This window comes from Paraburkholderia sp. GAS38, from assembly GCF_050434965.1.
In the GTDB taxonomy this organism is placed as follows: domain Bacteria; phylum Pseudomonadota; class Gammaproteobacteria; order Burkholderiales; family Burkholderiaceae; genus Paraburkholderia; species Paraburkholderia phenazinium_A.
This window is the reverse complement of sequence record NZ_JBNDJO010000011.1, coordinates 12,593-37,182: the sequence shown is the minus strand read 5'-3', so window position 1 is coordinate 37,182 and position 24,590 is coordinate 12,593. Positions and strand designations below refer to the sequence as shown.

At 65.1% G+C, this 24,590-nt stretch carries 20 protein-coding genes; 12 read left to right on the top strand and 8 right to left on the bottom strand.

The window, feature by feature from the left end; genetic code table 11:
* The first annotated feature begins 172 nt into the window (after positions 1 to 172).
* From P3T42_RS23890 to P3T42_RS23880, 3 genes are all read left to right on the top strand, one after another.
* On the top strand, positions 173 to 3,283 hold the full coding sequence (locus tag P3T42_RS23890; protein ID WP_074300781.1) for a sensor domain-containing protein: 3,111 nt from the start codon (positions 173 to 175) through the stop codon (positions 3,281 to 3,283).
* Between the two features lie 104 nt (positions 3,284 to 3,387).
* The gene (locus tag P3T42_RS23885; RefSeq protein ID WP_429307435.1) at positions 3,388 to 3,978 is read left to right on the top strand and encodes a helix-turn-helix domain-containing protein; all 591 of its coding nucleotides are present in this window, start codon (positions 3,388 to 3,390) and stop codon (positions 3,976 to 3,978) included.
* Positions 3,975 to 4,502 (top strand): N-acetyltransferase family protein, encoded by a 528-nt coding sequence (locus tag P3T42_RS23880; RefSeq protein ID WP_429307434.1) that lies wholly within the window; start codon positions 3,975 to 3,977, stop codon positions 4,500 to 4,502. Before P3T42_RS23885 ends, P3T42_RS23880 begins: the two co-directional genes overlap by 4 nt.
* Before the next feature lie 73 nt (positions 4,503 to 4,575).
* Here P3T42_RS23880 and P3T42_RS23875 read toward each other — a convergent pair whose 3' ends face one another.
* Positions 4,576 to 5,475: a class I SAM-dependent methyltransferase gene (locus P3T42_RS23875; protein WP_429307433.1), complete on the bottom strand. Its 900-nt coding sequence runs from the start codon at positions 5,473 to 5,475 to the stop codon at positions 4,576 to 4,578.
* A 350-nt stretch (positions 5,476 to 5,825) separates the two neighbouring features.
* Between P3T42_RS23875 and P3T42_RS23870 the strand changes: the two genes are divergently transcribed.
* From P3T42_RS23870 to P3T42_RS23860, 3 genes are all read left to right on the top strand, one after another.
* Positions 5,826 to 6,050 (top strand): hypothetical protein, encoded by a 225-nt coding sequence (locus tag P3T42_RS23870; protein ID WP_429307432.1) that lies wholly within the window; start codon positions 5,826 to 5,828, stop codon positions 6,048 to 6,050.
* A gap of 65 nt (positions 6,051 to 6,115) precedes the next feature.
* Positions 6,116 to 6,670, top strand: coding sequence for a GNAT family N-acetyltransferase (locus P3T42_RS23865; RefSeq protein WP_429307431.1), 555 nt, complete (start codon positions 6,116 to 6,118; stop codon positions 6,668 to 6,670).
* Positions 6,667 to 7,233 carry a GNAT family N-acetyltransferase gene (locus tag P3T42_RS23860; protein WP_429307430.1) on the top strand — a complete coding sequence of 189 codons (567 nt, stop codon included), beginning with the start codon at positions 6,667 to 6,669 and terminating at the stop codon, positions 7,231 to 7,233. Before P3T42_RS23865 ends, P3T42_RS23860 begins: the two co-directional genes overlap by 4 nt.
* A 34-nt stretch (positions 7,234 to 7,267) precedes the next feature.
* Here P3T42_RS23860 and P3T42_RS23855 read toward each other — a convergent pair whose 3' ends face one another.
* Positions 7,268 to 7,774, bottom strand: a complete 507-nt coding sequence (locus tag P3T42_RS23855) for a cupin domain-containing protein (RefSeq protein WP_074301767.1) — start codon at positions 7,772 to 7,774, stop codon at positions 7,268 to 7,270.
* A 186-nt stretch (positions 7,775 to 7,960) separates the two neighbouring features.
* Between P3T42_RS23855 and P3T42_RS23850 the strand changes: the two genes are divergently transcribed.
* Positions 7,961 to 8,512, top strand: coding sequence for a GNAT family N-acetyltransferase (locus P3T42_RS23850; RefSeq protein ID WP_429307429.1), 552 nt, complete (start codon positions 7,961 to 7,963; stop codon positions 8,510 to 8,512).
* Positions 8,513 to 8,517: 5 nt separating this feature from the next.
* Here P3T42_RS23850 and P3T42_RS23845 read toward each other — a convergent pair whose 3' ends face one another.
* Positions 8,518 to 8,913: an acyl-CoA thioesterase gene (locus P3T42_RS23845; RefSeq protein ID WP_074301766.1), complete on the bottom strand. Its 396-nt coding sequence runs from the start codon at positions 8,911 to 8,913 to the stop codon at positions 8,518 to 8,520.
* A gap of 262 nt (positions 8,914 to 9,175) precedes the next feature.
* Between P3T42_RS23845 and P3T42_RS23840 the strand changes: the two genes are divergently transcribed.
* A complete protein-coding gene (locus tag P3T42_RS23840; protein WP_429307428.1) occupies positions 9,176 to 11,068 on the top strand; it encodes an ABCB family ABC transporter ATP-binding protein/permease in 1,893 nt (630 codons plus the stop codon).
* A 9-nt stretch (positions 11,069 to 11,077) separates the two neighbouring features.
* Here P3T42_RS23840 and murU read toward each other — a convergent pair whose 3' ends face one another.
* Positions 11,078 to 11,809, bottom strand: coding sequence for an N-acetylmuramate alpha-1-phosphate uridylyltransferase MurU (murU, locus tag P3T42_RS23835; protein WP_074300772.1), 732 nt, complete (start codon positions 11,807 to 11,809; stop codon positions 11,078 to 11,080).
* Between the two features lie 12 nt (positions 11,810 to 11,821).
* Entirely contained in the window at positions 11,822 to 12,880 is a 1,059-nt protein-coding gene (locus P3T42_RS23830) for an aminoglycoside phosphotransferase family protein (RefSeq protein ID WP_429307427.1), read from the bottom strand.
* A gap of 228 nt (positions 12,881 to 13,108) precedes the next feature.
* On the opposite strand from P3T42_RS23830, the gene P3T42_RS23825 reads away from it, so the two are divergent.
* The 4 genes from P3T42_RS23825 (at position 13,109) to rsmA (ending at position 18,861) form a co-directional block, all read left to right on the top strand.
* Positions 13,109 to 15,475 (top strand): LPS-assembly protein LptD, encoded by a 2,367-nt coding sequence (locus P3T42_RS23825; protein WP_429307426.1) that lies wholly within the window; start codon positions 13,109 to 13,111, stop codon positions 15,473 to 15,475.
* Positions 15,476 to 15,542: 67 nt separating this feature from the next.
* On the top strand, positions 15,543 to 16,940 hold the full coding sequence (locus tag P3T42_RS23820; protein ID WP_074300769.1) for a peptidylprolyl isomerase: 1,398 nt from the start codon (positions 15,543 to 15,545) through the stop codon (positions 16,938 to 16,940).
* A 5-nt stretch (positions 16,941 to 16,945) separates the two neighbouring features.
* Positions 16,946 to 17,959: a 4-hydroxythreonine-4-phosphate dehydrogenase PdxA gene (pdxA, locus tag P3T42_RS23815; RefSeq protein ID WP_074300768.1), complete on the top strand. Its 1,014-nt coding sequence runs from the start codon at positions 16,946 to 16,948 to the stop codon at positions 17,957 to 17,959.
* Between the two features lie 32 nt (positions 17,960 to 17,991).
* Positions 17,992 to 18,861, top strand: coding sequence for a 16S rRNA (adenine(1518)-N(6)/adenine(1519)-N(6))-dimethyltransferase RsmA (rsmA, locus tag P3T42_RS23810; protein WP_074300767.1), 870 nt, complete (start codon positions 17,992 to 17,994; stop codon positions 18,859 to 18,861).
* A gap of 24 nt (positions 18,862 to 18,885) precedes the next feature.
* Here the strand turns inward: rsmA and P3T42_RS23805 are convergent, their stop codons facing one another.
* The 3 genes from P3T42_RS23805 to P3T42_RS23795 form a co-directional block, all read right to left on the bottom strand.
* On the bottom strand, positions 18,886 to 19,827 hold the full coding sequence (locus tag P3T42_RS23805; protein ID WP_074300766.1) for a DMT family transporter: 942 nt from the start codon (positions 19,825 to 19,827) through the stop codon (positions 18,886 to 18,888).
* A 129-nt stretch (positions 19,828 to 19,956) separates the two neighbouring features.
* Positions 19,957 to 22,893, bottom strand: coding sequence for an autotransporter outer membrane beta-barrel domain-containing protein (locus P3T42_RS23800; RefSeq protein WP_429307425.1), 2,937 nt, complete (start codon positions 22,891 to 22,893; stop codon positions 19,957 to 19,959).
* A gap of 275 nt (positions 22,894 to 23,168) precedes the next feature.
* Positions 23,169 to 24,491 carry an MFS transporter gene (locus tag P3T42_RS23795; RefSeq protein ID WP_429307424.1) on the bottom strand — a complete coding sequence of 441 codons (1,323 nt, stop codon included), beginning with the start codon at positions 24,489 to 24,491 and terminating at the stop codon, positions 23,169 to 23,171.
* Positions 24,492 to 24,590: the final 99 nt, after the last annotated feature.

Below are 24,590 nucleotides of genomic sequence, written 5' to 3'. Positions count from 1 at the left end.
ATTTTCGCCCTTGGCCCTCAAGCTGTTCCGACCGCTGCCGTTAACCATGGGTTGGCGCGTAAAAGACCCAAAGACCGGGCGGATGCAGGAAGATGCACGTGCAACACGACGCATCGAAAGCGGACGACCCAGAGCGCGCTCCCGCCCGCAGAACGACTGACGTTCGGAACCCATGACTCCTTTCCTATCGAGGCGGCTGCTGATCAATCTGGCAGTCGTCGCCGCAGCGGTCGGCGCGAACGCGTTCGTCGCCTACACGCAGATCCGCGGCCAGCGCGACGCCGACGTGCGCACCCTGCGCTCGACCGACATCCGCCAGAATCTCGACGCCTATCGCGCCACGCTCGACGACGGCCTGGCGGCGCTGGGGCGCTTCGAGGCGACGGGCCGCCCGGAGCCGGCCGACGCCGCCTCGACGATGACGGCGTCGCTCGCCGGACTGGAGCGCACACTGGCCGCCGAGCTCGCCGACCAGCCGTCGATGGCCGCCTCGCTGGGCAACCTGAGCCGTGAGAGCCGCGGTCTGCAAGATGACATCGAGGCCGCGCTGGTGCGGGCGCAGGCCAGCGCGCCCGACGAATCGCGCGCCTGGGCGGCGTCGGCCTATACGCGGCTGGGGATGCAACTGGGCCGGGTGGAAGCCGCGCTGACGACCTTGCGGCAGCAGGAGAATCACGCGCTGCAGGTGTCGCTGGTGGAGTCGACCCGCCAGACCCAGCGCGCCATGCTGCTGCTGATCGTCACCATGCTGGCGGGCAGTTCGCTGCTGATCTACACCTTCGGCGCCCGCGAGAGCGCGGCACGCGAACGGCTGCGGGTCGCCAAGGCCTTGCGGCGCCACGACGAGCGCTTTCGCGGCCTGTTCGACACCCACCCGGTGCCGATGTACATCTTCGATCGCGAAACGCTGCGCTTTCTCGCGGTCAATACCGCCGCTACCCAGCAATACGGCTATTCGGAGAGCGAGTTCCTCGCCATGACGATCCGCGCGATCCGGCCGAGCGGCGAGATCGGCCGCCTCGAATCGCATCTCTCGCGCAGCGAAGGCGGCCCCATGCAAGGCCGCATCATGGCGGGCGTGTGGCATCACCGGCGCAAGGACGGCTCGACCATCAGCGCCGACATTTCGTACCATTACCTGACCTACCTGGGCCGTCCGGCGACGTTCGTGCTGGCCGACGACGTCACCGAGCAGATCAATGCCGAAGCCGAGGCGCAGCGCTCGAACCAGATGCTTGAGACGGTGATCGACAATATCCCGCAGCGCATTTTCTGGAAGGATCAGGACTCGCGCTATCTGGGCTGCAACATGGCGTTCGCGCGCGATGCGGGGCTGGCTTATCCCGAGCAGGTAGTGGGCAAGACCGATCACGATCTGCCCTGGCGCGCGCTCGCCGACGAGGTCCGGGCGCACGACGTCGAGGTGGTCAGCACCGGCGTGCCGAAGATGAACTTCGAGGTCGATCTGATGATCGACGGCGTGCATCGCACCACCGTGACGAGCAAGCTGCCGTTTACCGATAGCGACGGCCGGGTGATCGGCGTGCTCGGCTCCTATACGGACATCACCGAGCGCAAGCGCGCCGACCTCGCGCTGCGCCTGCAAAGCCGCGCGCTCGACGCGAGCGTCAACGCCATTTTGATCACCGGGCCGACCGCGGCCGGCAATCTGATCGAATACGTCAATCCGGCGTTCAAGCGCATCACGGGCTACGACGCGGCCGAGGTGATCGGTCAGGACTGCCGGCTGTTGCAACGCGACGACCGCGATCAGGAAGGGATCGCCTTGATCCGCCAGTCGCTGGCCGCCAATCGCGAAGTGAGCGCGGTGCTGCGCAACTACCGTAAAGACGGCGCGCTGTTCTGGAACCAGCTCTTCATTGCGCCGGTGCCGAATCCGGACGGCGCGACGACGCATCACATCGGCGTCATCAACGACGTCACTGACTTGATCCGCTATCAGGAGCAGCTCGAGTATCAGGCGAACTACGACAGCCTCACCCGCCTGCCGAACCGCAATCTGCTGCGCGACCGTCTGCAGCATGCGTTGATCGTGGCGAAGCGCCATCAGAAGGGCGTCGCGGTCGTGTTCATGGATCTGGACGGCTTCAAGAACGTCAACGACAGCCTCGGGCACAGCGTCGGCGACCGCTTGCTGAGCGTCGTCGCCGAGCGGCTCGCGCGCTGCGCGCGGGCGAGCGACACGGTGGCGCGTCATGGCGGCGACGAGTTCGTGGTCGTGATGACCGATATCGTCGACGAGCAGTCGCTGATTGCGTGGATGGAGCGCGTCAGGGCGTCGATCTCGGAGCCGGTGTGGCTCGACGGCACGGAGCTGTACGTGGGCTGCAGCATGGGCGCGAGCCTGTTCCCACAGGATGGCGAGGATGCCGAAACGCTGATGAAGAAGGCCGATCTCGCGATGTACCGCGCGAAGGACATGGGCCGCAACAACTTCCAGTTCTACCAGCCGGAGATGAATGCGAGCGCCGGCGCGCGGCTGAATCTCGAACGCCGTCTGCGGCGCGCCTTGCGCGACAACGAGTTCCTGCTGCACTACCAGCCCCAGGTGGATATCGTGACCGGACAGATCGTCGGCATGGAGGCGCTGGTGCGCTGGCGCGATCCGGAAGTGGGACTGATCCCGCCGTCGTCGTTCATTCCGGTGGCGGAGGAGTGCGGGTTGATCGGGCCGCTCTCCGAGTGGGTGCTGCGCGAGGCGTGCCGGCAAAACAAGGCCTGGCAGGATGAGGGCTTGCCGCCGGCGCGGGTGTCGGTGAACCTGTCGGCGCGGCAGTTCCAGCAGCACGATATTGCCAAGCTGGTGACCCAGGTGCTCGAGGAGACCGGGCTCGAGCCGCAGTATCTCGAACTTGAGCTCACCGAAAGCACCATCATGCGCAACGCCGAGGAAGCGGTGCTGATGCTCAACGCGCTGCACGCACTGGGGATTGGCCTTGCCATCGACGATTTCGGCACCGGCTATTCGAGCCTCAGCTACCTGAAGCGCTTCCCGGTGGACCGCCTGAAGATCGACCGCTCGTTTGTGTCGGATATCGGCGTCTCGGGCGACGACGAGACCATCACTTCGGCGATCATCGCGCTCGCGCATTCGCTGAAATTGCAGGTGATTGCCGAAGGCGTGGAGACCTCCGCGCAGCTCGATTTTCTCAAGGAGCGCGCCTGCGACGAAATGCAGGGCTTCTTCTTTTCCAGACCGATGCCGCGCGACGCCATTCCGGGTTTGCTGCAGGGCGGGGCGGCGGCGATGGTGGTGGCATAGCGCGGGCGCTTCATTTCGCTTTGCGGAAGGCGCGCCGCGGGTTTCTTTCCCGGTCGCCGTAAAATTCTAGTTTACTGGATTTTTGTTCTAGTAAACTGGATTTCATGGACATCAACAACCGAATTGCCAGCCGGGTGCGCGAGCTTCGCGACGCCCAGGGCTTCTCCCTCGACACGCTGGCCGAACGCAGCGGCGTGAGCCGGTCCACCATTTCGCTGATCGAACGCGGCCAGAGCAGCCCGACGGCTACCGTGCTCGACAAGCTCGCCACCGCGCTGGCCGTCACGCTTGCGTCGCTGTTCGAAGACAGTGCCACGCCGGCCGCCGTTTCTTCGCCGATGGCGCGCGCCGCCGAGCAGCCGGTATGGACCGATCCGACCTCCGGGTACGTGCGTCGCAATCTGTCGCCTGCGGCACGCTCGCCTATCCAGTTGGTGGAGGTCAGATTCCCGCCCGGCCAGCAGGTCGCTTACGACACGAGCGCCCGTGACGCCGAGATTCACCAGCAGGTCTGGATGATCGAAGGCGTGATGGAGATGACGGTGGGCGAGGTGCACTGGCGGCTGCAAACGGGCGACTGCCTCACCATGCGCCTCGACTGTCCCATTGTGTTTCGCAACCCCACTCGCGAGTCGGCGCGCTATCTGGTGGCGCTGGTCACCGTACCGCTGCCGCAGACAAGGAGAAACGGATGAGTGAAGAAGTCAGCGTACGGCGGATCGGCGCAAATGAAGCCGTCGCCTGCGTGGAGGCATTGGCGGATGTGCTGATCGATTGCGTCGAAGGCGGCGCCTCGGTGAGCTTCATGTTGCCGCTGCCGCGTGACAAAGCGCTGGCGTTCTGGCGCGGCGTCGCCGAGGGCGTGGTGCGCAACGAGCGGGTGCTGCTGATCGCGGAAACGCGCGAAGGCGAGATTCTCGGCACCGTGCAGTTGATCACCGCGCAGCCGGACAATCAGCCGCACCGGGCGGATATCGCCAAGATGCTGGTGTCGCGCAAGGCGCGGCGGCGCGGTATTGCGCAGCAGTTGATGGTGGCTGTGGACGCGGTGGCGCGTGCGGAAGGCAAGACCGTGCTGGTGCTGGATACAGTGACGGGCGGCGACGCCGAGCGCCTGTACGAGCGCGCCGGTTGGCAGCGTGCCGGGACGGTCCCGAAATATGCGCTGATGCCCGATGGCGAGTTCTGCGCCACGACGTTTTACTACAAGCATCTGTGACGCGGAAAGCGGAATCAGGCCCGGCGTTTTTGCGGACGCCGGGCCTGATGGTTTGCAACGTGAGGCGTGCTGATTAGACCTTGTACCCGCTGACCATGTACATCAGCGCGCCACCCGCGAACGTCAAACGGCGACTTTCTATTAGCTCTGGCAACTGTGCCTGGTCGCGTTCCAGTTGCAGCCAGACTTCGTCGAAGCGTGCGGGGTCGCCGCCGCCCTTGCAGAACAGTTCGAAGGTCTCCGCGCGTGCAGTGGAATCAGTGGCGCTCCAGTCCTGCATGGCCTCCAGAAGCGCGCGTTGTCCGGGTTGCTCGTACGGCGGGTAGAGCGGCATGGCATTGTCCGAAAGCCTGACGTCAATATCCCGAAGTGCTTCACCGGCAAACAGGCCGGGCAGCAATCCGCCCACCGAATGATCGCCTTGCCGCAATGCCCGGCGTCCGCGCTCCACTGCAAGCTGAAAGCCGAAGCTCGCCATGGCCTGCTCGAGGGTCTGCTCGTCGCTGCACGAGCTTCGGCTCGTGCATGCACCCAGGTTGTCAGGCTCGACACACAGCAGCAAGCCACCGGGCGCGAGCACGCGCACCATTTCGCCTAACGCCTGGGCTGCGTCGGGCACATGGATCAGCACGGTCTGACAGGTGACGAAATCGAAGCTGGCGTCGGCGAACGGCAGCGCCATGGCATCGCCGGGCAGGACGCGTGCATCGATATCGCGGTCCCGCAACTGCGCTAACCACGGAGGATTCGCCTGCGACCACTTTGGGTCTGGGTCGACCGCAGTGAGTTGGGTGCCGGGCGTGAGAAAAGGGGCGATGGCGCGGCTCCAGTGACCGACGCCGCAACCTACATCGAGTACGCGGCGGCGCGACTGAAAATCGAGCCGCGCTGCGCAGAGCGACAGGAAATCGCTATTCCACCAGAAGTCGCGGTAAGCGCCGAAATGGGCTTCCGAGTGTCCTGCTTCGTTCATGATCCGTAATCCTTGAAGACATACGCCCACTCCTACGCAACGTCAGCGTTGACGTGCGAAATGAAAATGGACGAAGAAAATCCGAGCGTGCACAAGCGCACCGCGGATTGCGGTGCGTGGCTTCCTATGCGGGAGCGAACGCTCGGATCAAGGTCGGATCATGGTTTCCTCAGGCGACTCGCGCGACTGTATATCGACGATAAACTTTGGACAAGGCGCGGGAGCTTCTAGTCTTGCCCGATGGCCGAGTCTTTGCGACCGTTGCCTTCGCGTCAAAGATCGGCTATCTATAAGCACCGTCTCGCCGTCGCAAAGGAGTCTGATCGATGAAGCATGCTGGACCCGCAGCCTTGGACACGCTCGCCGATCTGATCGCCTCGATACGCGAGCGCAGCGAGCTCAAGGAGACGCGCCCAGGTGTTTTTTATCGCAAGGGCAAGGCGTTTCTGCATTTCCACGAGGATGCAGCCGGCCTCTTCGCCGACATGCGGGTGAGCGCGGAATGGGAGCGCTTTCGCGTATCCGAAGCCGATGAGCGCGCAACCTTCCTCGCGACCGTGGAACGAAGCTTGTGACGCATGCATGCCGCATGCACCGTACCGACACCGAGCTTTAGTAAAGCCGTCAACGAGCATTTCTCATGAGAATCGATTTTCCGCCGGACTCCGGCTATCCCGGTATCGTGCTGCGGCAACTCGAGCGGACGGATGGGCCGGCATGGTTCGACTACCTCTCGATCCCCGACGTGGTTGAACACACCAGTTGGAATCTGCATTGCGCCGCGGACCTGGTGCCGATGTTCGACGCGCTCGAATCGAGCGCGCCCACGTCGATGCGCCGCATGGCGATCGTCGATCAGGCGCGCGGCGATCTGATCGGCACGATCGGTTTTCATACGGTGTCGGACGTGAACCGCAGCGCCGAGATCGCCTATGATCTCGCGCCGGCTTACTGGGGACGCGGCATCGCGAGCGCGGTGTGCGCCGCGGTCACGGCATGGGCGTTCTCGCACGAAGGCTGGGTGCGTGTGCAGGCCACCGTGCTTGAAACGAACCTGCGCTCCGACGCCGTCCTGAAGACATGCGGTTACGGCTATGAAGGCCTGCTGCGCGCCTACCGGATGGTGCGCGGCACCCCCGGCAACTTCAGGATGTATGCTCGCGTGAACGAAGGCACAGGAGCCTCAGCCAATTGACCCCTCCCGATTTTCCCGCCGACGGCATCGTCACCGAGCGCGTGCGGCTCTCCACCGCGAGCCGTGCGGACGCCGAAGCGTTGCTCGCGTTCCAGATCGAGAACCGCGCCCATTTGCAGCCCTGGGAGCCGTTGCGCGCCGACGAGTTCTTCACCTTGCCGGCGGCTGAGCAACGTCTTGCCGTGATGGAGCAGCAGATGACTCACGGCTCGGCGCTGCATCTGCTGCTGCGGGGTCGTCTCACCGGCACGGTGCTGGGCGAATGCAACTTTACGAACATCGTGCGTGGACCCTTTCAGGCCTGTTTTCTGGGGTTTTCGATCGGCGGCCGCTACGAAGGGCGCGGCTTGATGCACGAGGCGCTTAGCGCCGCAATCGATCACGTGTTCAGCCAGTACCGCTTGCATCGGATCATGGCCAATCACCGTCCGGAGAATCTGCGCAGCGGCAAGCTGCTGACGAAGCTCGGCTTCGAGCGCGAAGGCCTCGCGCGGGCCTATCTGAAGATCAACGGCGAGTGGGCCGATCACGTGCTGACGTCCCGCATCAATCCGCGAGACTGAATGGGCGGACCGCAACGGCCGCCTGCTGCTTGCCTCAGGTCGGCCCGGTTGTATCGACGTTGTCCCAGTACTCCATCCGCGCGGACTTCCTGTAGCTCTCGCCCATCAGCCTGACGCTGACGCGTCCCGAGTCGGGGAACACCACCACGTCGTGCGCTTGCGGATTGCCGAACACCAGATAGCGGCACGGCTGCGACGTGTGATTGTGCAAGGCATGCCCCACGGCCTGGCCGGCGGGAAAGCAGACGTACTGCCCCGCGGACATCACATGCGATTGCGCGCCGAGCCGCAGCGTGAGACTGCCTTCGAGGATCAACACGTGCTCCTCTTCGAGCATGTGATAGTGGAGCTGGTTGGCCTGCTTGCCCGGCGGCAACACTTCCATCGACACGCTCACCTGCGAGCCGCCGCCGAACGAACTGAGATGCTGGAAACTCATGCCGAAGCGCTCGCCGTGCTCGAACACTTCGAGCGGCACTTCGCTGATGGCGAACGGTTCGAATACGCCGTCCGCATTGGCTGAAGAGGATTTTTGATTCAACGCCACACTCCCATTCCGGATGGACAGGTTGAACGCGCAAAACCGGTTGGCAAACTTGCCCGCTTGCGCGATGGCGACGATTCTCTCGCATTCGCGCGATTCGTGCCGGACGGCGGTCGCGCCGACTCGTTGCGCGGACGCCCATGTAGAATTGCCGCTCGCATTTCCCACTCCACCAGGTGCCCGATGAGCGACTTCCCCACGCTCGAAACCGACCGGCTGTTGCTGCGCGAACTCGTCGCCGACGACGCGCCCGCGCTGTTTGCGATTCACGGCGACGCGCCGGCTATGCGCTGGTACGGCGCCGATCCGATGATCGACGTCCGGCAAGCGCAGAAGCTGATCGAAATTTTTGCCGGATGGCGCCAGTCGCCGAACCCGGGTGTGCGCTGGGGGATTCAACGCAAGTCCGACGCGTCGCTGATCGGCTCGTGCGGGCTGTTCAAATGGAACCGCGGCTGGCAGACCTGTACCGTCGGCTATGAACTGGCGCGGCCGGCGCGAGGCGCGGGTTTGATGGCCGAGGCCTTGTCGGCCGCGCTCGCGTGGGGTTTCGAAGAGATGAAGCTGCACCGGATCGACGCGCAGATTCACCCGGACAATGCCGCGTCACTCAAACTGGCGCGCGGACTCGGCTTCGTTCAGGAGGGACGGGCGCGCGAAGCCGGCTATTGGCAGGGCGAGCGTCACGACCTGCTGCAGTTCGGCTTGCTGCGTGGGGACTGGGCGCGGACGTAAGGGGTTCAGTCGAGCGCCGGCAGGGCACGCGGACGGCGGTCGCTATCCGTGGCGACATAGGTCAGCGTCGCTTCCGTGACCTTCACCACTTCTTCCGCGAGGCTCATGCGCTGCGCGTACACGGTGACTTCGATGGTGACCGAGGTATTGCCGGTCTTGACGATGTCCGCGTAAAAGCTCAGCAGATCGCCGACGAACACCGGTTGCTTGAACACGAACGAATTGACCGCGATGGTGGCGACGCGGCCGTTCGCGCGCCGGCTCGCGGGGATCGACCCGGCGATATCGACCTGCGCCATGATCCAGCCGCCGAACACGTCGCCATGGACATTGGCGTCGGACGGTTGCGGCACGACGCGCAGCGCACACGATTTTTGCGGGAGTTGAAGTTGATCGGTCATCGGGGCACCCATGGGAAACGGATTGGCTCGGCGAGCAGGCGGGTTCTTCACGACAACATTGCGACCGGCAACCGGCCAGCCCATGAAAAGCGGCGCCAGCCGGCTTCTGCGACAATAGAAAGATCAGGAATTGTACGGGAAAGCGCCCAGCCGGGTTGCGCGCCACTCTGCCTGCCGCCGGCCTGGCCGGCAGCGGACCAGCGTTGGCGGCACCCCATGCTGCTGCCTCCGTCTTTTCCGCCCCCACCCTCAGCAGACCCCCATGCGCCGCTATTCCGCCCCCACCGAACCCTCGCCGATCTCGACCCAGCCGCGCAACGACTGGCAGACGATCGTCTCGCTGCTGCCCTATCTCGCCACCTATAAGGGGCGGGTCGCGCTCGCGCTCACTTGCCTGATCGGCGCGAAGGTCGCCAATCTCGGCGTGCCGATCGTGATGAAACACATCGTCGATGGCTTGGCATCGGTGCGGCATCTGACGGCGCTAGGCCGTGCGGACCACTCGCCGGGCATCGTGCTGCTGGGTGGCGTCGGCTTGCTGGTGGTGGCCTATGCGGTGGTGCGGCTGTCCACGTCGCTGTTCACCGAGCTGCGCGAAATCCTCTTCTCGAAGGTCACGCAGAGCGCCGTGCGCCAGCTTGCGCTCAAGGTGTTCCGTCATCTGCATGGACTGTCGCTGCGCTTTCACCTCGACCGGCAGACGGGCGGCATGTCGCGCGACATCGAACGCGGCACGCGCGGCATTACGCAGCTCATTTCGTATTCGCTCTACAGCATCCTGCCGACGCTGGTCGAAGTGGGCCTCGTGCTCGGCTTCTTCGTCATCAAGTACGAGGCGTACTACGCGATCGTCACGTTCGTGGCGCTCGCCGTGTATATCGTCTTCACCGTGAAACTGACCGAGTGGCGCACGCATTTCCGCCGCACGATGAACGACCTCGATTCGCGCGCCAACTCGCGCGCGATCGATTCGCTGCTCAACTACGAGACGGTCAAGTATTTCGGCAACGAGGAATGGGAAGCGCAGCGCTACGACGAGAACCTGAAACGCTACCGGGCCGCGGCGATCAAGTCGCAGAACTCGCTGTCCGTGCTGAACTTCGGCCAGCAGGCGATCATCGGCACGGGGCTCGTCTTTATCCTGTGGCGCGCGACCCAGGGCGTGATGGCGGGGCGGCTCACGCTCGGCGATCTGGTGCTGATCAATACCTTCATGCTGCAGCTCTACATTCCGCTGAATTTTCTCGGCGTGGTGTATCGCGAACTGAAGCAGAGCCTGACCGACATGGACCGCATGTTCTCGCTGCTCGGCGCGCCGCAAGAGGTACCGGACGAGCCCGATGCGCAGGACCTCGTCGTGAGCGGGGCGCAAGTGCGCTTCGAGCATGTCAATTTTTCTTATGAGCCGGCACGGCAGATCCTGCACGATGTGAGCTTCACGATACCCGCCGGTACCACGACCGCAGTGGTCGGCCATAGCGGCTCGGGCAAGTCGACGCTCGCGCGCCTGATGTTCCGCTTCTACGATCTGGAGCGGGAGACGGGCGGCGCGATCACGATCGACGGCCAGGATATCCGCGACGTAACGCAGGATTCGCTGCGGGCGTCGATCGGCATCGTGCCGCAGGATACGGTGCTGTTCAACGACTCGATCTACTACAACATCGCCTATGGCCGCCCGTCGGCGACGCGCGACGAAGTGATAGCGGCGGCGCGCGCCGCGCACATTCACGACTTCATTGAAGGCTTGCCGAAGGGCTACGACACGGCGGTCGGCGAGCGTGGACTGAAGTTGTCGGGCGGCGAGAAACAGCGCGTGGCGATTGCCCGGACGATCCTGAAAAATCCGCCCATTCTGCTGTTCGACGAAGCGACCTCCGCTCTCGACTCACGTTCGGAGCGCGCGATCCAGCATGAACTCGATCAGATCGCCCGCGAGCGCACTACGCTGATCATTGCGCACCGGCTGTCGACGGTGGTGCACGCGCAGCAGATCATCGTGATGGACAAGGGGCGCATCGTCGAGCGCGGCACGCATGCGGAGCTGCTGCGCGCCGGCGGCCTGTTCTCGCAGATGTGGGCGCTGCAGCAGCAACGCGCAGCGCAAGCGGAGGAGGTGCCGGAGGGGGCAGTGGCACATGAGGACGGCCACTAGCCGTTAAGGTCACGACGACCGCGCGGCAGCCGCGAGCCTTAAACGCTCATCCAACACCTGCAGTTGCTCGGGCGTGCCGACGTTCTCCCACAAGCCGTCATATCTCTCGCCGCTCGCCAGCCCACGCGCGATGGTGTCCCGATAGTAAGGCGTCAGCGCGCGCCGCGTGCCGCGCGGCAAGGCGCGAAACATGCGGGTGTCGTAGAGCGCAATGCTGCCGAACGTCAGGCGCGGCAGTGCGTCGCCCGACACGACGCCATCCACCAGGCCGAAATCGCCCGCCGGATGAAACGGCGGATTCGGCACCATCACCAGATGCATGCCCGGCTCGGGCCGCGCAGCAAGCCGCCCGGCCTGCGCATGCAATACCGCGTAATCGAAATCGGCATATACGTCGCCGGCCACGCCGAGAAAGATCTCGCTGCTGGCGCCGTCTTCCAGCAGCGGGAGCGCTTGCGCAATCCCGCCGGCCGTTTCCAGCGCCTCCTGCTCGGGCGAATAGCGGAGTTCCACGCCCCAGCGCGAACCGTCGCCGAGCGCCGCTTCAATGCGCTCGCCGAGCCATGCGTGATTGATCACGATGGTTCGGAATCCCGCAAGCGCCAGCCGTTCGATCTGCCACACGATCAGCGGCTTGCCGCCGGCCTCGAGCAGCGGCTTCGGGGTGTGGTCCGTCAGCGGACGCATGCGCTCGCCGCGCCCGGCGGCAAAAATCATGGCTTTGGTCAGAGACATCGTCATCGTGGCCGGTGCTCAGAACGTATAGCCGACTTCGGCGGCACGGCCTTCCAGCTCGTCGAGCAGCTTCGCGAACGGCGCCAGCGGCCGGTAACGCCCGGCGACCTTGCGCGCATAACCGATGAAGCGCGGCAGGTCTTTCATGTAATGCGGTTTGTGGTCCCGGTAGTTAATCCGGCAGAACAGGCCCAGCACCTTGATGTGCCGCTGCAGGCCCATCCATTCGAGTTGCCGGTAGAACTCGCCGAAATCGGCGTCGACCGGCAGGCCGGCCTTTCTGGCGCGCTCCCAGTAGTACACGAAGCAGTCGAGCTCGAACTCTTCGTCCCAGCTCAGGAACGCGTCGCGCAACAGCGACGCCACGTCGTACGTAATCGGTCCATAGACCGCGTCCTGGAAGTCGAGCACGCCCGGGTTCGCCGGATTGGGCTCGGCCATCAGCATCAGGTTCCGCGGCATGAAATCGCGCAGCATGAAGACCTGCGGCTGCGCCCGCGCGCTGGCGATCAACAGCGCAAACGTGCGGTCGAGCAGTCCGCGGGTCTTGTCGTCCATCTCGCGGCCCAGATGGCGGCCGATGAACCACTCCGGCAGCAACTCCATTTCCCGGCGCAGGAAGGCTTCGTCGAACGGCGGCAGCACGTCCGGTTTTGAGGCGAGCTGCCAGCGGATCAGGGCATCGAGCGCGTCGCGCATCAAGCCGCGCGCGTTGTCCGGGTTCAGCGCGTTGAGGTAAACCGTGGTGCCCAGGTCGGTGACGAGCATGAAGCCGGCCTCGTAGTCGACCTCCAGCACGCGCGGCACATTCACCCCGGCCGCGCTCAACAACTGCGAGATCTGCACAAATTCGCGGCACTTTTCCGGCGGCGGCGCGTCGACGGCGATCAGTGTCGTGCCGGCGGCGTCTTCCGCTTCCTTACCGTCCAGCCGGAAATAACGGCGGAAACTGGCGTCGCTGGACGCGGGGACCAGCGTCGCAAGGTCGAGCGCATAACGGTTCGCGTGACTGTGCAGCCAGGCGGTGAGCAGTTGCAGGCGGGTGTCGGGGGCGTGGGAAGCAGGGGGCAGCGTCATGAAAACCGGAAGGCAAATTCAGGGGGGCAACGTCTTGCCATATAATACCCCACGACTTTTTTGACGCGACTCACGCTGGCTTTCGCTCATCCCGCCTTACCGCCCGCCTCATCGTTCGACCGGTTGTCAATATGGATTGATGGGTAGTTCACCATCACGGTCGGGCTGCTCAGGCGGAGGAGGGGGAGGGCAGGAGCTGGCGGTCGAGCCGATTCGCCAAACGAATACATGCCGCCAAGACAGCTTTCCCATACAACCCCCTCTCGTGGCGGCGTGCCCCGCAGAAGGCGGCTCGTCGCGGCGTTGATTGCCGTGCCGGGCCTGATGCCCGCGCTTGCGCACGCCCAGTTGTCGGGCGACGCCGCGCAGGCGCAGCCCGTCGACGCGCCTTGGGGCATGCGGCTTGCCCCGCAGCTCCAGGAACACCCGTTGCAGGCGGACCAGAGGTCGGCCACCTTCGTGCTTGGCGACAAGACGGACGGCACCACGGATCAGGACCTGGCCGCCAAGGGTTCCGCCGAAGTGCGCCGTCCCACCTTCACGATCAAGGCGGACGCGCTGCACTACGATCAGGATACCGACATGGCCGACGCCTACGGCAAGGTATCCGTGATCAACAACGGCGCCACCTTCCAGGGGCCGGAAGCGCACATGCAGGTGGATTCGAGCGAGGGCTTCATGACCTCGCCGAAGTATCGCTTCAACGTGACGGGTGGCTCGGGTAGCGCGGCGCGGGTCGACATGCTCGACAACGAGCGCTCGGTCTTCACGCAGGGTACCTATACGGCGTGCCAGTGCGAGAGCAATCCGGCGTGGTACATCCGCGGCACCGAATTCGACTTCGACACCGGCGCCGACGAAGGCGTCGCGCACAACGGCGTGCTGTTCTTCGAGGGCGTGCCGATCTTCGGTTCGCCGTGGCTGTCGTTCCCGCTTTCGGGCGAGCGGCGCAGCGGCTTCCTGCCGCCCACGTTCTCGCTCGGCTCGACCAACGGCTTCGAGATCAACCTGCCGTACTACTTCAACATCGCGCCGAACCGCGACCTGTTGTTGACGCCGAATTACATCTCGAAGCGTGGTCTGGAGCTGAACGAGACGTTCCGCTATCTGTCGCCGGATTACTCCGGCTCGATCAGCGGTACGTTCCTGCCGGACGACCAGCTCACAAAGACGAACCGTTGGGCGCTGTTCCTTCAGCACAACCAGAACTTCGGTAACGGCTTCGGCGGCTACGTTTATTACAACAAGGTCTCGGACGCCACCTTTCCGGAAGATCTTGGCTCGGTTTCCAGCCAGATCCTCAACGGCACGCAGCTGCTGTACCAGCAGGAAGCGGGGCTGACGTACAACAACGGTCCGTGGTCGGTGCTGGCGCGCGAGCAGAACTGGCAGACGCTCTACCCGTCGACGGCGCCTTACGGGCGTGAACCTGAACTGAACGTCAAGTACACCCAGTACAACGTGGGTGGCTTCGACTTCGGCGCGACAGGCGACTTCTCGCGGTTCCGCATTACCACCGCGGATGCGACCGAAGGCGACCGGCTCACCTTCGACCCGTACGTGTCGTATTCGGTGGTCGGCCCCGGTTATTTCGTCACGCCGAAGGTGCAGTGGCACTTCGCGTCGTACAACCTGAGCAATATCGGCACGGGTTCGCCGGCCGGGCAACCGAAGGACTTCACGGAGTCGGTCCCGACCTTCTCGTTCGATACCGGGCTGATCTTCGAGCGTTCGGTGCGCCTGTTCGGCCAGGATTACATCCAGACCCTCGAGCCGCGCCTGTACTACGTGTACACGCCGTATCACAACCAGACGTTTGCGCCGCTGTTCGACACGGCGGACGCGGACTTCGGGCTCGCGGAAATCTTCACGCCGAATACGTTCGTCGGCGACGACCGGGTGGCCGACGCCAACCGGCTGACCGCGGCGATCACCACGCGCTTCATCAACCCGGCTACCGGGGACGAGCGTGCGCGCTTCGTGCTGGCGCAGCAGTATTACTTCCAGGATCAACGGGTCACGCTGCTGCCCACCCAGACGCCTGCGCAGGCCACCCATTCGGACCTGATCGCCGGGGCGTCGCTGAAGCTCGGGGCCGGTTTCGCGTCGGAAACCGCGGTCCAATATAATGCGGACAACAACCGGCTTACCCAGAGCAGTATCGGCTTCGGTTTCAGCCCCGCATCGGGCAAGGTGATCAACCTCGCCTATATCTATACGCGTGCCGATACGACGCTGGACAATACGCCGGTCAACCAGATCACGATTTCGGCGCAGTGGCCGCTCACGCACCACGTGTATAGTGTGGCGCGCCTGAACTACGATCTGCAGGGGCACGCAATCATCGACAGCCTGATCGGCCTGCAATACGACGCCGACTGCTGGGTGCTGGGCGTGGGCGTGCAGCGTTACGCAGACGGGGTGAACAACGTCGGACTGCCGACCCAGGGCACGCGTTTGCTCGCGCAAATCACGTTCAAGGGCTTGTCGAGTGTCGACAACGGCTTGATCCAGGCGTTCCGCTCCGGCGTGCCGGGGTATACGCCGCTGCCGCCGCCTGCGGCGCCGGAGGCGCGGTTTACCAATTACGACTGACGATTGTCCGATCATCTATAAAATGCGCAAAGACGGGCGGGGCGCGCCCGACATCATTGGAGTATCTGTGGGAATCATGAAAAAGCTTCGCTTGGCATCGCTCGCGGCCGGTCTCGCCGCTGCGGCCTCTTTCCTGTCGGTCGCGCCAGCACAGGCGCAAGATCTTCCCAACGCGGCTGCGCGGCAGACCCAGGCGGCCGCCAGCAATGGCCAGACGGTCGACACGATCGCCGCGGTGGTCAATGACGGCGTGATCACGCAGCGCGAGCTCGACGAACGCGTCGGCCTGATCTCTCGCCGTCTGCAGCAGCAAAACGCACCGATTCCGCCCAGCGACCAGCTGCGCCAGCAGGTGCTGAACCAGATGGTGCTGGAACGCATTCAGTTGCAACGGGCCAAGGAAGACAACATCACCGTCGACGACGCCGCGGTGCAGAAGACGCTCGAACGGCTCGCGGCGGCCAACAACCTGCCGCTCGACGTGTACCGTTCGAAGATCGAGGCTCAGGGCGTGCCCTGGTCCACGTTCGAGCGCGACGCCCGCACGGAACTGATCCTGTCGCGTCTGCGCGAGAAGGAAGTGGACAGCAAGGTGACGGTGTCGGACGCTGAAGTGGCGAACTACATTGCCAGCCAGCGTGGACCGAATGTCGGTCTGACGAGCGACCTGCACCTCGAGCATATTCTCGTGAAGGTGCCGGCCAATGCCACGGAGAGCGACATCGTCGCGGCCGAGCAGAAGGCTCAGGGCATCCTCAAGCAGGCGACGAGCGGCGACACGAAGTTCGAGAAGCTCGCCAAGTCGGATTCGCAGGCGGCCGACGCTTCGAAGGGCGGCGACATGGGCTTCCAGTCCACCTCGCAACTGGCGCCTGAGCTGGTCAAGGCAGCGGCGACGCTGCGTCCGGGCGAAGTGAACCCGGATCTGATCCGCACCGCGGACGGCTTCGAAATCATGCGTCTCGTCGAGCGTCGCGCCGGTCAAGGTGCGGCGAGCAGCGATTCGACCCACCTCACGCAAACCCACGTGCGCCACATCCTGCTGCGCGTCGGCGACAACATGTCGGAACCGGCGGCGCGTCAGAAGCTGCTTGAAATCAAGCGCGAAATCTCCGAAGGCGGCGACTTCGCCAAGTTTGCCCGCACCTATTCGCAGGACGGTTCGGCATCGCAAGGTGGCGACCTCGGCTGGATCAGCCCGGGCGAGACCGTGCCGGAATTCGAGCGTGCCATGAACAGCCTGCAGGACGGCCAGATCAGCGAGCCGGTGCGCAGCGAATACGGCTACCACCTGATCCAGGTGCTGGGCCGCCGCGAAGCGGAAGGCTCGGTGGCGCAGCAGATGGATCTGGCGCGCCAGGCCATCGGCCAACGCAAGGCGGAGCAGGCCTACGCGGACTGGCTGCGCGAGTTGCGCGATACGGCTTATATCGACGTCAAGGTCGGTAAGCCGAGCCTGCAATAAGCATCATGACGAGCGCTGCCCAACCGTCCCACGCCCCGCTGCAGATCGCGATCACGACCGGCGAGCCCGCCGGCGTCGGTCCCGAGCTGACCGTGCAGGCGCTGGCGGGGGCGGCGGCCCACTGGCCCGATGCGCAGTTCACCGTGCTGGGCGATGCGGCCTTACTCGCCGCGCGCGCCCAGGCGGTCGGCGTGGACTGGGCGGCCTTGTCGGGGCCGGGCCACAACCGGGTGCGCGTGCAGCATGAGCCGCTCGGCGTGCCCTCGCAAGCGGGCAAGCTCGACGCGGCCAACGGCCGTTACGTGCTGAATCTGCTGGATAGCGCCATCGACGGCGCGCTGGCCGGCCAGTTCGACGGCATCGTCACCGCACCGCTGCAAAAGAGCACCATCAACGATGCCGGCGTGCCGTTCACCGGCCACACCGAGTATCTCGCCGAGCGCACCCACACGCCGCATGTGGTGATGATGCTGGCCGGCACCGGCCAACGGCCGCTGCGGGTCGCGCTGGCCACCACGCACCTGCCTTTGAAGGATGTGGCGGCGGCGCTGACGATCGGGAGCATCGTCGAGACGCTGCGCATCATCGACCACGACCTGCGTCACCATTTCGGCTTGCCGGCGCCGCGTATTCTCGTGACCGGCCTGAACCCGCATGCGGGCGAAAACGGTTATCTGGGGCACGAGGAAATCGATGTGATCGCGCCCGCCTTGCAGCAGGCGAACGGCGCGGGCATCGACGCGCGCGGCCCTTATCCGGCCGATACGCTGTTCCAGCCGCGTTATCTGACCGAAGCCGACTGCGTGCTCGCGATGTTCCACGATCAGGGACTGCCGGTTCTGAAATACGCGACCTTCGGCGAAGGCATCAACGTCACGCTCGGGCTGCCGATCATCCGCACTTCCGTCGATCACGGCACGGCGCTCGACCTCGCCGGCACCGGCCGCGCGGATGCGGGCAGCCTGATTGCCGCGATCGACACCGCCGTCTCGATGGCGCGCCACCGTCGCGCCGCCTGATTTTTTCCGTTCCTTTTTTGTAGCGTCTTTCGATGTCCACCAGCAGACAGCACCAGGGCCATTTCGCGCGCAAGCGTTTCGGACAGAATTTTCTGGTCGATATGGGCGTGATCGATTCGATCGTCAACGTGATTCGTCCGCAGCGCGGCGAACGCATGGTCGAGATCGGGCCGGGTCTCGGCGCGCTCACCGAGCCGCTGATCGAGCGCCTCGCTACGCCTGAGTCGCCGCTGCATGCGGTCGAGCTGGATCGCGATCTGATCGTGCGTCTGAAGAAGAAATTCGGCGACCTGCTGGAGCTGCATTCGGGCGACGCGCTCGACTTCGATTTCGCCTCGCTGGCTGCATCCGATGCATCGAGCGCCTCCGAAGGCAAGCCCACGCTGCGGATTGTCGGCAATCTGCCGTACAACATTTCGAGCCCGCTGCTGTTCCATCTCACTGCGTTCGCCCACTGCGTGATCGACCAGCACTTCATGCTGCAGAACGAGGTGGTGGAGCGGATGGTGGCGGAGCCCGGCAGCAAGGCATTCAGCCGGTTATCGGTGATGCTGCAGTACCGCTACGTCATCGACAAGCAGCTGGACGTCCCACCCGAGGCCTTTCAGCCGCCGCCCAAGGTCGATTCGGCGATCGTGCGGATGATTCCGTTTGCGCCGCACGAACTGCCCGAGGTCGACGAACGTGTGCTCGGCGAGGTCGTGACCGCGGCGTTCTCGCAGCGGCGCAAGATGTTGCGCAATACGCTGGCGGCGTTTCGCGACCGGGTGGATTTCGAGGCGCTGGGCTTCGACCTGCAACGCCGCGCCGAGGATGTGCCGGTGGCCGAATACGTGAAGGTCGCGCAGATCGTGGCCGGCGCGGCGCCGCGCGGCGCCAGGCCCGAAGCCGCACAGGACTGAGCGCCGGCCGCGTCAGCCTAACCGTTATGCCGACCGCCGTTGCGCCGGAGCGTTGACGAGCGCAATGCCGACGAGCACCAGCAGCGCGGCGAGCAGGAACCGCAGGCTGAACGATTCGCCGAGCAGCAACACCCCGAACGTGACGCCGAACAGCGGCGTCAAAAACGAGAACACCGACAGGCGCGACGCAATGTAGCGCGTCAGCAGCCAGAACCAGATCAGATAGCTGACGAACGCGACGACCACCGCCTGGTAGGCGAGGCTCACCAGCGCGATCGGCGTCAGCACTGCTACCTTGACCTGACCCAGCCCCGCCGCAAGCGCGAGCAACACCACCGCCGACACCGCCAACTGGTAAAACAGCGTCTTGCTGGCGCTCGAGTGGGCGAGGCGGGTGGCACGTACCACGACCGTCGTCGCAGCCCACGCGACCCCTCCTAGCACGCCCAGCGCGTCACCCGTCAGGCCGGCGAGCATCGAGCCGTGGATATCGCCGCGCGCTCGCGCGAAGCCGTCGGCGAAGGCGAGCGTCATGCCCGCGAAGGCGACGATGATGCCGGCCCACTGGATGCGCCGCATCCGCTCGCCGTCGACGAACCAGTGCAGCCCCAGGGCCGTGAAGCACGGCGCGGTGTAGAGAAACACCGCCATGCGCGATGCACTGGTCAGCGTCAGGCCCAGAAAAATGCACACGAACTCACTGGCGAACAGCATGCCCGCGAGCAGTCCGGCGCCGAGCGTGCCGTCGTCGCGAAACAGCGGTGTGCTGCGGGCGCGCGCCCAGCCCCACACCAACACCGCGGCAATAGCCGAGCGCAGTCCGGCCTGGAACACCGGCGGCAGAAAGGTATTGGTGCTTTTGATGGCGACCTGCTGGAGGCCCCAGATGGCGCATAGCGCGATCATCGTCAGGATGGCGAAGCCGTCGGGGGCGCGGCGCGCGGGCAGGGCGGCGGTGGTGCTCATTGTCTCGAAGGTGGTGTCTGTCTCCGCCGTACGATAACAAACCCGGCACGCGGCGGGTTCGATGACCCCATCGTGCGCGTGTGTTCAAAGGGGACGCCACGATTCGCCGTGCGCGTCGGCGTCAGGCGGTCACCAGCTCCAGCGTACCCCGGCGTTCCCCTCGGCGACGCTGCGATGCGCACCGTTCACGTTGGTCGTATAGCCGGCAGACGCGTACACGCTGCCGTGCACGCTCAAACGCGCCGCGATGCCGAGGCCGAACTCGGCTGCCGTCGCGGGGACCGTGGTCGGCAGGGTGGTGGTGCCGGCGAAGCTCACCTCGTCGGTGCCGTTGAAGTAGCGCCACAGATTGGCGCGCAGATAGGGCTCCCAGACCGTGCCCGCGCCTTCGAACTGTCCTTCGAGCCGCAGTCCGAGGCGGCCGGTTACACCGTTCGCGGCGTGAAACGACACGCTCGAAATGCCGTCGTCGAGATCGTTGATTGAGGTGTGCTGCCAGATCAGTTGCGCTTGCGGCTCGATGCGCAGATTGGCCGGCAGGGGGATCGGCAGTCCGGCTTCGAAGGAGGCGGTTTCGGCGGAGCCATGCGTCGAGGCGCCGATATTCTCGTAGGACATCGGGCTGATGGTGAGCGAACTGCCCATCAGGACGGTGTCGGTGTACCAGCCGCCGGGGCCGACGTGGGTCCAGTAGCCGCCGGCGCTGTAGGCGTCGATCGACAGGTGTCCCGCCGCGAGGTTCGGAAAGCCGAGCGCGAAGCCGCTCACATCGCCCTGCGCGCGGGCAAAGCCGAGGATGAAGCCGTAGTGGTTGCGCTGACCGCCCGGCGTCGCATCGGCGTAGAGATCCTGGCCGATCTCCACCCCCCCGAGCGTGCCGCTGAACTCCGGACCGACGGCGCCGCCGTTGCTCAGCGTGGCATGCTCGCCCCAGACGCGTGTCCACGAGGCCGGTAGCGCGCCGGTCTCGTTCAAGAGGGACTGCGCGCCCTCACGGTCGTGGAACGTGCCGATCTGCTCGATACCGAGAGCCCGGGCGAGCTCAGGGACTTCCGCGTAGACCGGCACTTCCATCCGGTAGAGCGGCACGGGTGCCGAGCCGGCCGGCGGCGCGGCGGGCAGGGACGGGGTGCCGCCGGCGGCGAGCGGGCCGGGCGTTGGCGTGGGTGTTGGAGTCGGCGTTGGCGTAGGCGTAGGCGCTGCCGCGAGGCTCGAACGTAAATACCAGTTGTCGGCCGTCCCGGCGCTTACTCCGCCTTTGAACAGGTAGTACGTGTAGGCGCCTGCAACCAGCGGCTTCGGCAGCGTGAACGCACCTGGGGTCGTCGTCGCGCCGTCGGTGGCCTGCACGACCATGATGCCGTTCGTGAGCGTCGCCGTGCCCGTCCCGCCAACGTTAGTAATCCCGAGCGTTGTCTTTCCCGAGCCGGTGCCTTGTACGATCACCAGCTTGTCGCTTGCCGAGCCGTCGCCGTTCAGCACGCTTTGCAGTAGCAGCTTGCCGTTGAGCCCCACGTAGTTGCCGTTCACCACCAGCGCATCGGTCGTGCTGGTGCCGCCGTTGGTGAGGTCGATCGTGCCCGCGTTGCTGACGGTGACAAGCTGGCCGCTCACCGCCGGGGTGATCGCGGGGTCGCCCAGACCGCCGGCGAACAGGGTGCTGGTTGAATCGAGCGTCAGCGTGCCCGTCAGGGTGCCGCTATTGCCGAGCGTCAGACCGTTGTTGTCGAGCGTGAGCTGGCTGCCGTTGGTCGCGTTGATGGTCGACCAGTTCGTGAAGCGGCTCAATCCGCTCACCTGGGTGCCGTTGAAGTTGAGGACGCTGGAGACGTTGCCGCCCGCGAAGAGCGGCACGCCGGCGAGGTTGGTGTCGGTGAGGCCGGTCAGCGTTGCGGTGTCGTGGCCCGTGCCGAGTCGCACGAAGCCCGTGATCGTGCCGGCGCTCCAGTTGAGCGTGTCGTTGCCGGTGTCGGTGTAGATGGCGCGGCCATTGCCGCCCTCGATGGTGCCGGTGTTGTTGATCACCACGTCGTACGGGCCGTTCATGGCAATGGCCTCGGTGGTGAGCGACTGGAGCGTGCCGCTATTGTTGATGGTCGGGCTTCCGCCGGCGAACGAAAGCGTGACCAGTTGCGCGGAGATCGTGCCGGCGTTGTTGAAGATGCCGCCGCCGTTCGCATCGACGCCGTTGGACTGCTGACTCACGATGCGTGCGCCTGCCGCGTTGTTGAGGGTCACCTTGCCTGCGATGTAGGCGCCGAGGCCACCGCTCGATGTGACCGAGCCGGTGTTCGTGATGACGCCCGGCGACGCGTCATTCGACACGATGCCGTCCGAACTGGCACCCGACACATTGATCGTGCCGTTGTTCGTCAGCACGTTATTGCCCACGCTGCCCTGCGCCAGCACACCAGGTGCTGCGGCGCCCGTGGTGGTGATCGTGCCGTTGTTGACGAGCGTATCGTTGTTGGCGAACGTCGCCATGCCGGCCGATCCTGCACCCGTCGTCGAGAGCTGGCCGTTGTTCGTCAAGGCGCCGCCGCCGGTGGTCGACAGATCGGCCATCGCATGGGCCGTCGCGCCGCTCGTCTGAATGGTGCCGCCCGTGTCGTTGAGCATCGTGACCGCCGGGGCGCTGTTGAACATCCCTACCGACGCGTTGCCGCTCGTCACGATCGAGCCGCGGTTGGTCAGAACGTCAAGACCGGCACCGCTGCCCTGGGCCGAGATGCCGTTCACGTTGTCGCCGGTGACGGTTAGCGTACCGAGGTTGGTGACTGTGCTGCGGTCGTACACGAGGATGCCATTGTTTCCATTAATGGTGAGCGTGGCTCCGAGTAGTACGTTTACTGAAACGTTAGTACTGCCTGTTGTCGCTGCGATTGGCGTGCTGGAGGGATCGGGTGGGATCGTGCTGCTGCACGTGACGGTCTGACCGGTAGCGGGCGTGTCGTTGTCGCAGCCTGCTACGGCTGGCTGCACGCGCAGCAGGATCAGGAGACCCACTGCGGAAGGAATGGCTTCGAAGAGGTGTCTCGGTACCCATGGCGAGCTTGCTCGGCGCATACGTTCCTCCGTGAGGAGCAGCCGGCGGTCACTGCCCGTGGGGTTCGCTGATTTGCAGAGACGCCTCTTGGGGCGCTGATTCGAGAGGATGCCGCGCGTGGTGAGAATCAGAATAGGCAACGTATGAGCGGGACGCAACACGTAAATGCGTTGGAGCGTCGCCCGAGGGGGGCGTGTGGAGTGGTCTTCTGCGTGTGCCAGTAAGCAAGTGGACACGGCCGGCGCATCCGCACACTTACCCGCTAATCCGCCCGCTTATGCAGTGGCCCGGCACACTACTGCAACGCATCGAGCCTGCGCCGTGAGCGTTGCGGATCGAGCAGCGCGAAGCCGGCGACGCCCACCGCCAGCAGCAGCGCGCCGGTCACCGCGAAGCCGGTCTCGTAGGCATGGCTGTCGCCGGCCGCGCCGAGCAGCTTGCCCATGGCGAACGGCCCGATCAGTCCGGCCGTGGTGGTGATCGAATTGGTGATCGCGAGCAATGCGCCGCGCTGCCCCGAGGGCGCGACTTCCGCCACCAGCATCGGCCCGAATATGAAAGTCTGGATGGCCAGTGCGCTGGCGAGTCCCATCAACGCGACCTTGACGTACGGCGGCACGCCGAGAAACAGCACGCAATAAGCCAGGCCGCTCGCCACACAGGCGGTGCTGATGAGGGCGCCGCGCGCGCGCCGCGACGGCACGCCGCGTTTGAGCTGGCGATGCGAGAACAGCGCCAGCGCGATGCCGACCGGAATCTGCGTGGCCACCTGCGCCGCGAACAGCCAGCCGGCCTGGGTGGCGGGAAAGCCGAGACCGAGCCGGAAATACGCCGGCACCCAGGTGAAGCCGACGGCAATCACCGCATAGCCTACGAAGCATTGCAGCATCACGCCGATCACGGTGCGATCGGAGAGCAGGGTCCGATAGCGCAGCCGTGCTTGCCCATTCGCCGCGGCGGCGAGCGACGGCACGCTGCGCGCACGGTGCCCGGTTTTGCCGACGCACAACCACAGCACGGTCCACGCGGCGCCCACCACGCCGAGCGTGAGGAACGTAGCGTGCCAGTGCCAGCGTTGCGAGATGTAGGTGAGCAGCGGTCCTGCAACGATCACCCCCGCCGTTGCACCTTGCTGAACAATCGTGGTGGGCAGGTTACGCTCGCGATCGTCGAACCAGGTGTAGACCACGTGCAGCGCAAGCGGCGAGGCCGGTCCTTCGCCTGCGCCGAGCAGGATGCGGCAAAGCAGCAGGACTGCGAAACTACTCGGCCACGCGAGCGGCAACTGCGCGCAAGTCCACGTCAATGCAAGCGCAGCCAGCAGCCATTTCATGCTGACGCGATCGGCGAACAGGCCCACCGCGATGCCCGACAGCGAAAACAGCACGAAGAACGCGCTGCCGACGAGGCCGAACTGGGCGTGCGTCAGTTGCATGTCGTGCATCATCGGGACTGCGACGAGACCGAGGACGGCCTTGTCCGCGAAGTTGATCAGCATGAACAGGAACAGCGAGGCGACGATGACCCAGCGGCGCGACCGCGAGCGCTCCAGCGGAACCGTGGAAACGGGGGGCGTCGCGGTTGCTCCGGCAAACCTTGAACCTTCTGCCTCAAACATTCAATACTCCTGAGGGTGCCCGGGATGACGGCGCGCCGCGGGGGTGCACTGCGAGGTACGGCGAGATGAGCAAACCCTGTCTCCTGAATTGGTTTTGTG

Bases quoted from the DNA above. Each gene is read 5' to 3' on its own strand.
- P3T42_RS23865 (WP_429307431.1), top strand. From the start codon at position 6,116: ATGAGAATCGATTTTCCGCCGGACTCCGGCTATCCCGGTATCGTGCTG.
- P3T42_RS23825 (WP_429307426.1), top strand. From the start codon at position 13,109: ATGCCGCCAAGACAGCTTTCCCATACAACCCCCTCTCGTGGCGGCGTG.
- P3T42_RS23830 (WP_429307427.1), bottom strand. From the start codon at position 12,880: ATGACGCTGCCCCCTGCTTCCCACGCCCCCGACACCCGCCTGCAACTG.
- murU (WP_074300772.1), bottom strand. From the start codon at position 11,809: ATGACGATGTCTCTGACCAAAGCCATGATTTTTGCCGCCGGGCGCGGC.
- P3T42_RS23840 (WP_429307428.1), top strand. From the start codon at position 9,176: ATGCGCCGCTATTCCGCCCCCACCGAACCCTCGCCGATCTCGACCCAG.
- P3T42_RS23885 (WP_429307435.1), top strand. From the start codon at position 3,388: ATGGACATCAACAACCGAATTGCCAGCCGGGTGCGCGAGCTTCGCGAC.
- P3T42_RS23890 (WP_074300781.1), top strand. From the start codon at position 173: ATGACTCCTTTCCTATCGAGGCGGCTGCTGATCAATCTGGCAGTCGTC.
- pdxA (WP_074300768.1), top strand. From the start codon at position 16,946: ATGACGAGCGCTGCCCAACCGTCCCACGCCCCGCTGCAGATCGCGATC.
- rsmA (WP_074300767.1), top strand. From the start codon at position 17,992: ATGTCCACCAGCAGACAGCACCAGGGCCATTTCGCGCGCAAGCGTTTC.
- P3T42_RS23795 (WP_429307424.1), bottom strand. From the start codon at position 24,491: ATGTTTGAGGCAGAAGGTTCAAGGTTTGCCGGAGCAACCGCGACGCCC.
- P3T42_RS23875 (WP_429307433.1), bottom strand. From the start codon at position 5,475: ATGAACGAAGCAGGACACTCGGAAGCCCATTTCGGCGCTTACCGCGAC.
- P3T42_RS23880 (WP_429307434.1), top strand. From the start codon at position 3,975: ATGAGTGAAGAAGTCAGCGTACGGCGGATCGGCGCAAATGAAGCCGTC.
- P3T42_RS23800 (WP_429307425.1), bottom strand. From the start codon at position 22,893: ATGCGCCGAGCAAGCTCGCCATGGGTACCGAGACACCTCTTCGAAGCC.
- P3T42_RS23850 (WP_429307429.1), top strand. From the start codon at position 7,961: ATGAGCGACTTCCCCACGCTCGAAACCGACCGGCTGTTGCTGCGCGAA.
- P3T42_RS23805 (WP_074300766.1), bottom strand. From the start codon at position 19,827: ATGAGCACCACCGCCGCCCTGCCCGCGCGCCGCGCCCCCGACGGCTTC.
- P3T42_RS23845 (WP_074301766.1), bottom strand. From the start codon at position 8,913: ATGACCGATCAACTTCAACTCCCGCAAAAATCGTGTGCGCTGCGCGTC.